The following is a 12739-nucleotide window of genomic DNA, read 5'->3' on the forward strand; positions in this document are numbered from 1 at the left end:
CATTTGCCAAACGAGCTTTATTAATATGTAAGCCGCAAAGAGATTTTGCGTTTCTTATTCCATTTAGAGCTGTATTGCGGGAGTGTTAGAAGAGGTTCAGAATGTTCTTGGCTTCATCGCCTTCAAACCATAATACGTCCGTTACGGGCTTGTAGCGCAGTTGGTCGAAATGATAGAGTCTCAAAACTGCCAGTTGGGAGTCGTCAGACGCACCCATTTCAAGCAGGTAGTTGCCCAAACCGGTGTCTTGGAATCTGTCAGCAGCCGCAGCTTTCTTTGCAATCTCGGCAGTACTGCCCTTCAGTATCTGTTCGATTTTCTGACCTGTTTCCATTGTATATTCCTTCTTTGTGAACTTAACGTTGCTCTGTGAAGGGTTGTAGATGGTCTTTGTGCTGAACAGCGATTTCTTAACTGTAAGACGTGCATCACTTAAAAGAACTGAACTCATTTCTACGCTATTGATATTTGCCATTGTTGTTTTGCTTTTTTTGTTTGGTTTGCAAGTGGAGAACATCACGAGCCGATAGCCTGCCCATAGCTCTGGATTAGAGTTTAGTCGGAGTTAGGGGCTATGCGGGGTTGTTCCCACTTGATTGTAAATTAATGAAATAACCCGAATTTGGGGTGTTTTGACAAGGGTACGGGCGGACAAGTTTGTAAGTGGATGAGTAAACAAGAGAACGGGTGGACAAGGTAAATTGCTTGTCTCTCTATGGTTTTCTCCTTGTTTCCTCCTTGAAGAGAGGAAAACGCTAAACAACAATGTGCCTTAGCCGGTAGACGTAATAGTCCGGAGAAGGCACGAGCATTATCCTGCTTGTGGCATTCGTCTGCACGCCGGGATAATGTCGGTAGAATATGTTTTTAAAGGTGTAAGACAATCTTCGCCCGGAATTGTCCTTGAACTCTGCCGTCTGAACCGGCACAACTCTTTCGGGGCGCGAACTGCATATTCGGAGAAGCTGCGACGAATCTGTGAGCACAGCCTGATGCTTGTGCTTGCTTTGGCAAAAAGAGAGCCATTGCTCGGCCTGCTGCCGTTCGTCTTCCTGTGCGTGCGACGTAGCATTTGCCTGCTGAAGTCCGCCTAAGGACATCAGCAGAAACAATAGAATGGTATGTAGCCAACGTTGCCTCATCTGTTCTTGATGCTCTGAAAATTGCGCAAAGATAATCATTTACTTTGATTCCACGTTATTTTCCGTGAATTATTTAAGGAGGAAAGATAAAACCAGTTTACGAGTGGACAAGGGAACGAGTGGACAAGCAAATTACTTTGGAAGGATAGAAAGAAGTAAGGTTCAAATGACGGAGGCGCAAGCAAACCTCCTTGTCCACTCGTTCCCTCGTTCTCTTGTCTCCTAATCTCCTTGTCCACTCGTTCCCTTGTTCCCTCGTCCACTTACAAACTTGTCCTCTCGTCCACTAACAATAAAGGCAATCAACGGAAGTTGATTGCCTTTATTGTATAAAGCAAATGCTCTGTTGTATTAGAGATTTGCGTTGTCCTTCTTCCAGTCAGCAACTGCCGGAACGATACCAAGGCCGATGATTTCCTCACGCATCTTGCAGAGGTGCTCGTAAGAAGCCTTGAGAGATGCCATTTCCTCTTCTGTACCGGTTGGCAAATCGTAGTGAACGCCGTCGGTGTCGATAACTGTCGGCATAGCCATCATTACATTGTGGAATCCGAGCTCGTCGTTGTTCACGTAGCAACCTGCCGGCAATGTGAACTTCTCGCCACCCATAGCAGCTTCAATCATCTTCACAGCGTTGTGAGCAGGGCTCTGGAATGAGCTGCGGCCGCGAAGTTTGATGATTGCCGAGCCACCCTGAACGGTGTTGTGCTTGATTTCGGCCCAACGCTCTTCAGAAAGACCCATTTCAGACAATGGTTTGCCGTCGATCTTTACCTTAGAAGCGAATACTGCCATCTGCTCGCCGTGCCCGCCGTAAGTGTGCGCACCTGTTACCTTGTCTTGCTGAACGCCGAACTCCAATGCGAGTGCCTGCTGCAAACGGGTTGAGTCGAGCGCAGCCAAAGAGGTAAGTTGGTTTGGCTTCAGGCCTGAATGGATGAGGGCTGTAAGCGCAGTTACGTCAGCCGGGTTGAAGATGACAACGACGAACTTAACGTCTGGGCAATACTTCTTGATGTTTTCGCCGAACTCAGCAGCAATCTGGCAGTTGCCTTTGAGCAGGTCCTCGCGTGTCATACCTTCCTTACGTGGAGCACCACCAGAAGAAATGATGTACTTGGCACCTGTGAATGCTTCCTCAGGGTTGGTGGTCCAAGTAACGTTTGCGCCCGGGAAACCACACTGCGCAATTTCGTTTGCCACGCCGTGGAGGCCCGGCTCGAAGATATCATAAAGGCATACGTTTGGAGTAAGACCAAGCGTCAGAACGCTCTGAGCCATATTAGAACCGATCATACCGCCTGCACCGACGATAACGATTTTCTCATTAGTTAAAAATCCCATAACTTTTATATTGTATTAAAAATAAAATTGCTTTTTAAATTTCGGTACGGCAAAGTTAGGAAAAAATGCGAACAAAATAGAATATCTTTTGCTTATTAATTGTTATTTATTTTAAAATCATTGGTCATTGCAAAGTCGAAATTGCATTTTTTGTTTAATTTAGTGCCGAAATAGAAGAATGGAGGAGGATTGCAGGGTTAATTCCTTTGAGGAATCTTGCTTTCTGCGCAGTCTTCAATGCGTTCGGAAAGCCCCGTACAAGAGGGTCTCGATGCCGGTTCTGCATATTTTAAAACCATAACAAAACAACTTTGAACAACCTATGAACACAATCAACGAAAGAATCTCGGCTCTGCGCGAGCTGATGCAGCGCGAACATCTGTCTGCTTTTATATTTCCCAGTACCGATCCGCACAACAGTGAGTACGTGGCCGACCATTGGAAAGGTCGCGAATGGATATCGGGCTTCAACGGTTCTGCCGGTACGGCAGTCGTAACGATGACGGGTGCCGCCCTGTGGACCGACTCACGGTATTTCATCGCTGCCGCCGAACAGCTCGACGGTACGGGGTTTGAACTGATGAAACTGCGTATGCCCGGTACGCCGAGCGTTGCCGAGTGGCTTGCAGCGGAACTCTCGGAAGTGAGAAGTCCCGAGATCGGCGTAGACGGGAGCGTAAACTCATACGCAGAAGTTGAAGCACTGATTGGGGAAATGCGAAAGAGCGGCGGCATCACCGTGCGCACGAATCTTGACCCATTGGAAGAATTGTGGACCGACCGGCCTGCAATTCCGCAGAACGAAGTGGTGGTGCATCCTATGGAATACGCCGGCGAGACGGCATCCTCGAAGATTGAACGCATCAGAAAGGCTCTACGGGCGCAGCACGCCGACGGAATCCTCGTTACAGCACTCGACGATATTGCGTGGACGCTGAATCTCCGCGGCAGCGACGTGCATTGCAATCCCGTGTTCGTGGCTTATCTGCTGATTTCAACCACGAAGGCAACGCTGTTTGTTGATGGCGCGAAACTCACTTCCGACGTGGAAACCTATCTGAAGGACGAAGGAATAGCCATTCGAGGATACGACGAAGTGAAGCAGGGACTGGCGAATTATGAGGAATACAACATTCTGCTGGATGCCGATGCCGTGAACTACACACTGGCAAAATGCCTGAAGTGTCCGGCAGTCGTCTACGGCTCGTCGCCCATCCCTGCGCTGAAAGCCGTGAAGAACGAGACCGAAATAAAGGGATTCCGTAATGCAATGATACGCGACGGCGTGGCTATGGTAAAGTTTCTGAAGTGGCTGAAGCCTGCCGTTGAGGCCGGAGGAGAAACGGAAATGTCGCTCGATGCGAAGCTGACCGGCCTGCGCGCCGAACAGGCATTGTTCAAAGGCATCTCGTTCGACACTATCGTAGGCTATGAGGCGCACGGCGCAATCGTGCATTACGAGGCCACTCCCGAAACCGACATTCCCGTATTGCCGAAAGGACTGGTGCTGATAGACAGCGGCGCACAATATCTGGACGGCACGACGGACATCACACGCACCATCGCCCTCGGACCGGTAACCGACGAGCAGAAGAAGATTTACACGCTCGTGCTGAAAGGCCATATCCAATTAGACCTGTGCAAGTTCCCCTCGGGGGCTTGCGGCTCGCAGATTGATGCTTTCGCACGCGGCGCAATGTGGCGCGAGGGCTACAATTTTATGCACGGAACGGGGCACGGCGTGGGCAGTTACCTGAACGTTCACGAAGGACCGCACCAGATTCGTATGGAATGGCGACCTGCGCCGTTGGTGGCTGGAATGACGGTAACCAACGAACCGGGCATCTATCTCGAAGACAAGTTCGGCGTCCGTATCGAAAACACGCTGCTCATAAAGCCCTACAAGCGCACCGAGTTCGGCGATTTCCTCCAGTTCGAATCGCTCACACTTGCTCCGATAGACCTTGCTCCGATAGATTTCTCTATGCTTACGGACGAGGAAATACAGTGGTTGAAGGCCTATCATCAGCGCGTTTACGACACCTTGTCGCCACATTTGACAGCCGAGGAAAGCGAATGGCTGAAGGCATATTGCCGATTATAGGCAGCCATTTCCGATGCTTTCGGGAGCAATGCTGCTGCCGATGTTTTATTGATGTTTGAAAGTTCATTCAGAAACAGTCGACTGATTTCAAAATTAGTTGACTGTTTTCTTGTATTCTGTCTACTGATTTCGGGCTATATTCCGACCGATATTCAAAATATCACGTAATATTTGCCGAAATATCACGTAATATTTGCCGGAATATCACGTAATATTTGTCGAAATATCACGTAATATTTGTCGAAATATCACGTAATATTTGTCGAAATATCACGTAATATTTGTTGGGATATAATATCATATTTTCTTCCAACTGCATTAGAAATCTCAAAAAAAATCCTTATTTTTGCAATCGAACAAAAATCTATTATGATGAAAAAAATACTGACAACAGTTTTACTTGGACTTTCGCTGTCGGCTGCTGCCGAGGAAAATCCATTGTGGATGCGCTTCAGTGCCATCTCTCCCGACGGAAAAACGATCGCCTTTTCCTACAAGGGCGACATCTTCACGGTGCCGTCCGGCGGTGGAACTGCACGACAATTAACCACCAATCCCGCCTACGACGCCTATCCGGTATGGAGCAGGGACGGACAGAAAATCGCCTTTGCCTCATCGCGCGAAGGCAGTCTGGACATCTACCTGATGGGAAAGGACGGGGGAGTGCCCAAACGATTGACCACCGACAGCGGCGACGAGCTGCCTATGGCCTTCTCCAATGACGGAAATATATTGTTTTCTGCCGTGAAGATGCCCACGGCGCAGTCCATCCTTTTCGCCTCAAACTCCTTCCCGCAGACCTATGAAGTGAGCGTGGAAGGCGGTCGTGCAAAGATGGTTTCGGCGATGCCTATGCTCGACGTGAGCGTCAATGCTTCGGGCGATATGCTCTATCACGACCAAAAGGGTTATGAAGACAAGTTCAGAAAGCACCACCGTTCGCCCATTGCACGCGACATCTGGCTCTACCGGAAAGGGCAGTACAGAAAACTTACCGACTTCAACGGCGAGGACCGCACGCCGGTTTGGAGCAACAATGCCGATACCTATTACTACCTGAGCGAGGAAGACGGCACTTTCAACATATATAAACGCAACATAGACGGCAGCGGCAAGACGCAGCTTACCCATCACAAGAACAACCCCGTGCGCTTCCTGACTGCTGCCGACAATGGACTGCTGTGCTACGGCTACGACGGAGAGATTTACACCGTGCGCGACGGCGGGCAGCCTCAAAAGGTGAACATCAGCATCACGACCGACCGGATAGATCAGACGCTCGACCGACAGATCCTCACTTCGGGCGCAACGGAAATCAAGGTGTCGCCAAGCGGCAAGGAAATAGCCTTCGTACTCCACGGCGATATATATGTTACTTCGACCGACTACCGTACCACCAAGCAGATAACCGACACCCCCGAGCAGGAACGCGACATAGATTTCGCACCCGACGGAAAGGGCATCGTCTACGGTTCGGAGCGCAAAGGTCTGTGGCAGATATATCAGACGAAAATCAAGAATGCCGGCGAAAAGAACTTTACTTACGCTACCGAACTCGTGGAAGAACAGCTTACCAAGACCGACAAGACTTCGCAGATGCCGAAATACAGTCCCGACGGCAAGAAGATAGCATTCTATGAAGACCGTGCCGCACTCAAGGTACTGGATCTTGCGAGCAGGAATGTGGTTTCCGTTACCGACGGCAAAGACCTTTATTCCTATCAGGATGGCGACATTTGGTTCTCGTGGAGTCCCGACAGCCGTTGGCTGCTCGTGCCCTATATGGGAAATGCCGGTTGGAACAATCCCGATATATCCCTCGTTGATGCTTCGGGAAAGCAGAAACCTTACAATCTTACCCAGAGCGGATACAGCGACGGCTATGCCAAATGGGCACTCGGAGGCAAGGCTATGCTCTACTTCAGCGACCGTGCAGGCTATCGCAGCCACGGAAGCTGGGGTGCCGAGACCGATGCCTACCTGATGTTCTTCGATTTGGACGCCTACGACAGATTCCGTATGACGAAGGAGGAGAAGGAACTGGCAGATGCTGCCGAGAAGGATAAGAAAAAAAACGAAGAGGAAACCAAGGCAAAGGACAGCAAGAAGAAAAAGACCGACGGCAAGAAGAAGGATGAAGTGAAGCCGTTGCAATTCGATTTGGAGAACTGTCGCGACAGAATTGTGCGCCTCACGGTAAACTCTTCGCGTTTGGGCGATGCCCTTTTGAGTCCGAAAGGCGACACGCTCTACTATCAGACTTCCTTTGAAGGAGGCTACGACTTGTGGAAACGCGACCTGAAGGAAGACAAGACGGAAATCGTGCTGAAGGATATTGGCAGTGGCTCGCTCGAGGCCGACAAGGCATTCAAGAACATCTTCCTCTGCGCACGACGCAACATTAAGAAAGTGGACTTGGGCAAGAACGCCATCAGCAACGTAGACTTCGAGGCTCGTTTCAACTACAAGCCCTACGAGGAGCGTGCCTATATCTTCGATCACATCTGGCAGCAGGTGGCAGACAAGTTCTATGTGGAGGATATTCACGGAGTGGACTGGGCAGGCTATCGCACCACTTACGAACGGTTCCTACCTTATATAAACAACAACTACGACTTCCGCGATATGCTCGGCGAACTGCTCGGTGAGCTGAACGCCTCTCACACGGGTGCCCGCTTCAATCCCGACGGTCCCAGTCTGAACACGGCGGCACTCGGCCTGTTCCTCGATCAGAGCCATACGGGCGACGGATTGAAGATAGAAGAAGTTATAAAGCGCGGACCTTTCGCCGTGAAGAAGACCGGCGTTGAGGCTGGTTGCATCATCGAAAAGATTGATGGTGAGCAGATTCTCAAGGACAAGGACTACAACTATCTTCTTGACGGCAAGGCAGGCAAGCCCATCCGTGTTTCCGTTTTCAATCCGAATACGAAGAAACGCTTCGACGTTACCGTCAAGGCCATCAGCAAGAGTCAGGAACAGGAGCTGCTCTACAAACGATGGGTAGACCGTAACCGTGCTTTCGTAGACAGCATTTCCGGCGGCCGTGTGGCTTATGTTCACGTAAAGGGAATGAACAGTCCGAGCTTCCGTACCGTTTACAGCGATTTGCTCAGTGCCGAAAACCGTGCGAAGGATGCCGTTATCGTGGACGAACGCCACAATGGTGGTGGATGGTTGCACGACGATCTCTGCACACTCTTGAGCGGCAGAGAATACCAGAAGTTCATTCCTCACGGAAAATTCATCGGTACGGACCCCTTCAACAAATGGAACAAGCCTTCGTGCGTGATGATTTGCGAGGACGATTACAGCAACGGACAGGGATTCCCGCAGATCTACAAGTATCTCGGAATCGGAAAGCTCATCGGTGCGCCGGTTGCCGGAACGATGACTGCCGTATGGTGGGAAACGCTCATCAACGGAATGATATTCGGTATTCCGCAGGTGGGCTGCCAGGATATGAACGGTAACTTTGCAGAAAACCAACAGCTCAATCCCGACATCGAAGTCTACAACACCCCCGAAGACTATTTGAAAGGCTACGACCGACAACTGGAAAGAGCCGTAAGGGAAATGATGAAGAAGTAGGCACCGAGACCTATCCGATACGATAGGGCAGTATATAATCTGTCCGTCAGTATCTCATCTTTTATCCGTGTCTTTGGTTTTCATCTGAACACGGGCGAATCTCAGATAAATAAGCGTTGCGAACGCTGTTTCATACTTATCACAATGGCGTATCTTTGGCAAGAAGTTTCAAAGATGCGCCATTTCTGTTTTCGGTTTGTAATTGCCTGTAAACCAGTTGTTAAAAAGTCGATTTCCATTTGTGCGAAGATTGCGTTCCATTCTTCGCACAAATGCGCTGCAAACGTGCGAAGATTGTTCTGCATTCTTCGCACGTTTGAAATTCCCACTTCTGTTCGTCCGCAATGAGATTGTTTTTCCCTTGAATCAGTGGTTGCAAATCCTTTAAGCAGATAAGTTAATCTGTCTTGTAACTTTTCTTGTGCTGTGGGGAATGAAATGGCATTTTTGTGAAAAATAATAAAAACAAACGAGAAGGAGAATATGTTAGAAAAGATGTCTTATCTTTGTAAGATAAAAAAGGCATTAAAGAAATGAAAAGAAACATTATGTGTAGTAAATATTTGTGGTTTAAAATAGGGCTGATAGTTTTTCTTGTGTTATTTGCTTTTGAGCCTGTTATGGGCTTTTCCGATATCTACTTGAATATTATGCTGTTCTTGACAGCATTGATTTTCATAATATTTATAAGTTCCATTATATTGGTATTCAAAGGAAATTTTAAGATGATCAGTAGCTTTGTAGATTCACGGATAATGTCAGCAATATCAATTCTCGGATTAGTAATAAGCCATATATACGACTCAAATTTATTTAAGTTTTGGTTGTTTATATTGGCAATGAATTTGATAGATGCATTTTTTCAATTTTATAGCAAGGAAAGGAAATAGAAAGTGGAAAAGAGTTTACGAGTGAACAAGTGGACGAGTGAACAAGGTTACAAGCAAATTACCTCTCTTTGTTTTAGAGTATAATAAACTAAGGTAACACAGGTGCTGTATAATTCTTGGCCAATCTCCTTGTCCTCTTGTTTCCTCGTCTTCTCGTCTCCTCAAAAATATAAAAACAAGTCAAATATTTGGCAGTTAGGAAAATAAGATGTAATTTTGCACTCGCTAAAGTTGGCTCGTGCCACTTCGGCAAATGTTTAACGTTTAAATAATTAAAACAAAAAGAAATGATTATTGTACCAGTAAAGGATGGCGAGAACATCGAAAGAGCGCTCAAGAAGTTTAAGAGAAAGTTTGAAAAGACAGGTGTTGTGAAGGAGCTTCGCGCTCGTCAGCAGTTCGACAAACCTTCTGTTAAGAAGCGCTTGAAGATGGAGCGTGCCGTTTACGTACAGCATCTTCGTGACGCAGAAGAGTAAAAAAACTTGAGCAAAATTTGGTAGTTTCGATATATTTCCGTAAATTCGTGCCAAGAACCAAATTTTTGTGATGTGCTGACGATTGAAGGATTCTTGAACTATCTGCGGGACGAGCGGAATTATTCGCCTATGACCTTGCAGAGCTACGGGGAAGACTTGAAAGAGTTTGAACTTTTTTTCAGGAATGTCGAAAATCAAATCTCTTGGGAGACTGTCGATTCGGATGTAATCCGAGCGTGGATGGAAGCGATGATGGACAGAGGCAATGCCGCCACGTCTGTGAACAGGAGGCTCAGTACCCTGCGGTCATTCTACAAGTACGCATTAAGAAGGAAACTCGTAAATCGGGATCCTGCCCACAAACTGCAAGGACCTAAAAAGAAAAAGCCATTGCCTCAGTTCCTGAAGGAATCTGAAATGGATCGGCTCTTGGATCTGAAGATGTGGGGCGATGAATATATAGATGTTCTTGCGCGTACATTAATAATAACATTCTACTCGACAGGAATGCGACTTTCGGAATTGACCGGGTTGGACGATAAGGATGTAAATCTCATCACTCGGGAAGTCAAGGTTACGGGCAAGAGAGGCAAGCAACGGATTATTCCTTTCGGCGATGAACTCTTCGAGGCAATCGAGTCTTACAGGCAGAAGCGCGATGAAGATATAGGGAAGCAGTCGGAAGCATTGTTCCTTACTGAAAAGGGAATGCGTATGACGGGGAATCTTGTGAGGAAGCTGGTAAAGATGAGTCTTTCCAGAGTTTCTACATTGAAGAAGAAAACCCCCCACGTGCTTCGCCACACATTCGCCACGGCAATGCTCAATCACGAGGCTGGTTTGGAAAGTGTGAAAAAGCTGCTCGGACACGAGAGTCTCTCCACGACGGAGATTTATACTCACACCACCTTTGAGCAGTTGAAGAAAGTCTATAAAGATGCCCACCCAAGGGCTTAACCTTTTAAAAAGCGGAGGTAATTATGGAAATCAAGATTCAGTCGATTCATTTCGATGCTACCGATCAGTTGAAAGCCTTTATCAACAAGAAGGCTGAGAAATTAGAAAAGTCTTACGAAGACATCCAGAAAGTAGAGGTGCAATTAAAAGTTGAGAAACCGGCTACGGCATTAAATAAAACAACAAGTATCACGGTTGCAGTTCCGGGTAACACATTGTTTGTGGAAAAAACCTGCGACACCTTCGAGGAAGGAATAGACCAGTGCTTGGATGCTATGAAGGTTCAGCTCACTAAGGTAAAGGAAAAACAAAGAAAACATTAAAAAATCTCCGTATTTTTTTGGAGGTTAAAAAATAAAGCATTATCTTTGCAGCCGTTTTACGACAAGTGTAAAAGCGAGTAGCCTACGGCTGCAACCTTGCCTCTTTAGCTCAGTTGGCCAGAGCACGTGATTTGTAATCTCGGGGTCGTTGGTTCGAATCCGACAAGAGGCTCAAAAGACGCTTATGCGCTTCGGGTAGTTTCCAGAGTGGCCAAATGGGGCAGACTGTAAATCTGCTGCTTCTAGCTTCGGTGGTTCGAATCCATCACTACCCACTCAGTTAGAAAACTTAACTTCTGTTACGATTGACTCTTTGCCAAAAGCCAGAAATCGTCTTAAGTGAAATGCGGAAATAGCTCAGTTGATAGAGCACTAGCCTTCCAAGCTGGGGGTCGCGGGTTTGAGCCCCGTTTTCCGCTCTAAGTTTTGCTGTAATAGCTCAGTGGTAGAGCACTTCCTTGGTAAGGAAGAGGTCCTGAGTTCAACTCTCAGTTACAGCTCTACTCTTTTCTTCTTTAAATGGAAGTAAGGAAAAACAAATAAGTAAGATTATTCATTTATAAATAAAAAATAAGCTATGGCTAAAGAGACATTCCAGCGTACCAAGCCGCATGTTAACATTGGTACTATCGGTCACGTAGACCACGGTAAGACTACTTTGACAGCTGCTATTTCAAAGACTCTTCACGATAAGGGTTTCGGTGGCGAAGAAGCTAAGTCTTTCGATCAGATTGATAACGCTCCTGAAGAAAAAGAGCGTGGTATTACTATCAACTCTTCACACATTGAGTACGAAACAGCTAATCGTCACTATGCACACGTAGACTGTCCGGGTCACGCTGACTATGTGAAGAACATGGTTACTGGTGCTGCTCAGATGGACGGTGCAATCTTGGTTTGTGCTGCTACTGACGGTCCTATGCCACAGACTCGTGAGCACGTATTGCTCGCTCGTCAGGTAAACGTACCTCGTTTGGTTGTTTTCTTGAACAAGTGCGATATGGTTGACGACGAGGAAATGCTCGAGCTCGTAGAAATGGAGCTTGTAGAAATCCTTACACAGTACGAATACGAAGAAGATACTCCTATCATTCGCGGTTCTGCTCTCGGTGGTTTGAACGGTGTTGAGAAGTGGGCTGACAAGATTATGGAACTTATGGATACAGTTGATAACTGGATTCAGGAGCCTCCACGCGCTACTGATAAGCCATTCTTGATGCCTATCGAGGACGTATTCTCAATCACAGGTCGTGGTACTGTTGCTACTGGTCGTATCGAGACTGGTGTTATCCACGTAGGTGATGAAGTTGAACTGCTCGGTCTCGGCGAAGACAAGAAGTCTACTGTAACAGGTGTTGAAATGTTCCGTAAGCTCCTTGATGAAGGTCAGGCTGGTGATAACGTAGGTTTGCTCCTCCGTGGTATCGATAAGGCTGAAATCAAGCGTGGTATGGTACTTTGCCACCCAGGTCAGATTAAGCCATTTAAGAAGTTCAAGGCTACAGTTTACGTGTTGAAGAAGGAAGAAGGTGGTCGTCATACTCCATTCGGTAACAAGTATCGTCCACAGTTCTATCTCCGTACAATGGACTGTACAGGTGAAATCACATTGCCAGAAGGCGTAGAAATGGTTATGCCGGGCGATAACGTAGAAATCAACGTTGAGCTTATCTACGCTGTTGCTTTGAACCCAGGTCTCCGTTTCGCTATCCGTGAAGGTGGTCGTACAGTAGGTTCTGGTCAGATTACAGAAGTATTCGAAGATTAATTCGATGTGAAAATAAATAATATTCCCACTTACCTGTGGGTGGGAATATTATCCTACGGGTTTAGCTCAGTTGGTAGAGCACTGGTCTCCAAAACCAGGTGTCGAGGGTTCGAGCCCTTCAACCCGTGCAAAAGAAAGATA

General features: G+C 47.2%; 9 protein-coding genes and 5 tRNA genes. 11 read left to right on the forward strand and 3 right to left on the reverse strand.

The genetic code is table 11. From position 1 onward, the window contains the following. Positions 1 to 85: 85 nt before the first annotated feature. From P150_RS0109885 to P150_RS0109895, 3 genes are all read right to left on the reverse strand, one after another. Positions 86 to 475, reverse strand: coding sequence for a hypothetical protein (locus P150_RS0109885; protein WP_028897541.1), 390 nt, complete (start codon positions 473 to 475; stop codon positions 86 to 88). A 280-nt stretch (positions 476 to 755) separates the two neighbouring features. Next, entirely contained in the window at positions 756 to 1142 is a 387-nt protein-coding gene (locus P150_RS0109890) for a hypothetical protein (protein ID WP_155952994.1), read from the reverse strand. 351 nt (positions 1143 to 1493) lie between these two features. Then, positions 1494 to 2486: a malate dehydrogenase gene (locus P150_RS0109895; protein WP_028897543.1), complete on the reverse strand. Its 993-nt coding sequence runs from the start codon at positions 2484 to 2486 to the stop codon at positions 1494 to 1496. A 322-nt stretch (positions 2487 to 2808) separates the two neighbouring features. Here P150_RS0109895 and P150_RS0109900 point away from each other — a divergent pair, with 322 nt between their 5' ends. From P150_RS0109900 to P150_RS0109960, 11 genes are all read left to right on the forward strand, one after another. Then, the gene (locus P150_RS0109900) at positions 2809 to 4590 is read left to right on the forward strand and encodes an aminopeptidase P family protein (protein WP_028897544.1); all 1782 of its coding nucleotides are present in this window, start codon (positions 2809 to 2811) and stop codon (positions 4588 to 4590) included. Positions 4591 to 4962: 372 nt separating this feature from the next. Next, positions 4963 to 8181, forward strand: a complete 3219-nt coding sequence (locus P150_RS0109905; protein ID WP_028897545.1) for a S41 family peptidase — start codon at positions 4963 to 4965, stop codon at positions 8179 to 8181. Positions 8182 to 9358: 1177 nt separating this feature from the next. Then, entirely contained in the window at positions 9359 to 9550 is a 192-nt protein-coding gene (gene rpsU / locus P150_RS0109920; RefSeq protein ID WP_009012368.1) for a 30S ribosomal protein S21, read from the forward strand. A gap of 72 nt (positions 9551 to 9622) precedes the next feature. Next, positions 9623 to 10507, forward strand: coding sequence for a tyrosine recombinase XerC (xerC, locus tag P150_RS0109925; protein ID WP_028897547.1), 885 nt, complete (start codon positions 9623 to 9625; stop codon positions 10505 to 10507). 23 nt (positions 10508 to 10530) lie between these two features. Beyond that, a complete protein-coding gene (gene hpf / locus P150_RS0109930) occupies positions 10531 to 10830 on the forward strand; it encodes a ribosome hibernation-promoting factor, HPF/YfiA family (protein ID WP_028897548.1) in 300 nt (99 codons plus the stop codon). Between the two features lie 98 nt (positions 10831 to 10928). Next, positions 10929 to 11002 (forward strand) — tRNA-Thr (locus P150_RS0109935). A gap of 21 nt (positions 11003 to 11023) precedes the next feature. Next, positions 11024 to 11105: transfer RNA gene (locus P150_RS0109940), tRNA-Tyr, on the forward strand. Positions 11106 to 11176: 71 nt separating this feature from the next. Further along, positions 11177 to 11249: transfer RNA gene (locus tag P150_RS0109945), tRNA-Gly, on the forward strand. A 9-nt stretch (positions 11250 to 11258) separates the two neighbouring features. Beyond that, positions 11259 to 11330, forward strand: a tRNA-Thr gene (locus P150_RS0109950). A 77-nt stretch (positions 11331 to 11407) separates the two neighbouring features. Then, positions 11408 to 12598 (forward strand): elongation factor Tu, encoded by a 1191-nt coding sequence (gene tuf, locus P150_RS0109955; RefSeq protein WP_028897549.1) that lies wholly within the window; start codon positions 11408 to 11410, stop codon positions 12596 to 12598. Positions 12599 to 12653: 55 nt separating this feature from the next. Continuing rightward, positions 12654 to 12726, forward strand: a tRNA-Trp gene (locus P150_RS0109960). The last annotated feature ends 13 nt before the right edge of the window (positions 12727 to 12739 follow it).

The organism is Prevotella sp. HUN102, from assembly GCF_000688375.1.
Classification (GTDB): Bacteria; Bacteroidota; Bacteroidia; order Bacteroidales; family Bacteroidaceae; genus Prevotella.

Coding starts and splice junctions, on each gene's coding strand:
- rpsU (WP_009012368.1), top strand. CDS start 9,359: ATGATTATTGTACCAGTAAAGGATGGCGAGAACATCGAAAGAGCGCTC.
- P150_RS0109905 (WP_028897545.1), top strand. CDS start 4,963: ATGAAAAAAATACTGACAACAGTTTTACTTGGACTTTCGCTGTCGGCT.
- tuf (WP_028897549.1), top strand. CDS start 11,408: ATGGCTAAAGAGACATTCCAGCGTACCAAGCCGCATGTTAACATTGGT.
- P150_RS0109885 (WP_028897541.1), bottom strand. CDS start 475: ATGGCAAATATCAATAGCGTAGAAATGAGTTCAGTTCTTTTAAGTGAT.
- hpf (WP_028897548.1), top strand. CDS start 10,531: ATGGAAATCAAGATTCAGTCGATTCATTTCGATGCTACCGATCAGTTG.
- P150_RS0109890 (WP_155952994.1), bottom strand. CDS start 1,142: ATGAGGCAACGTTGGCTACATACCATTCTATTGTTTCTGCTGATGTCC.
- P150_RS0109900 (WP_028897544.1), top strand. CDS start 2,809: ATGAACACAATCAACGAAAGAATCTCGGCTCTGCGCGAGCTGATGCAG.
- P150_RS0109895 (WP_028897543.1), bottom strand. CDS start 2,486: ATGGGATTTTTAACTAATGAGAAAATCGTTATCGTCGGTGCAGGCGGT.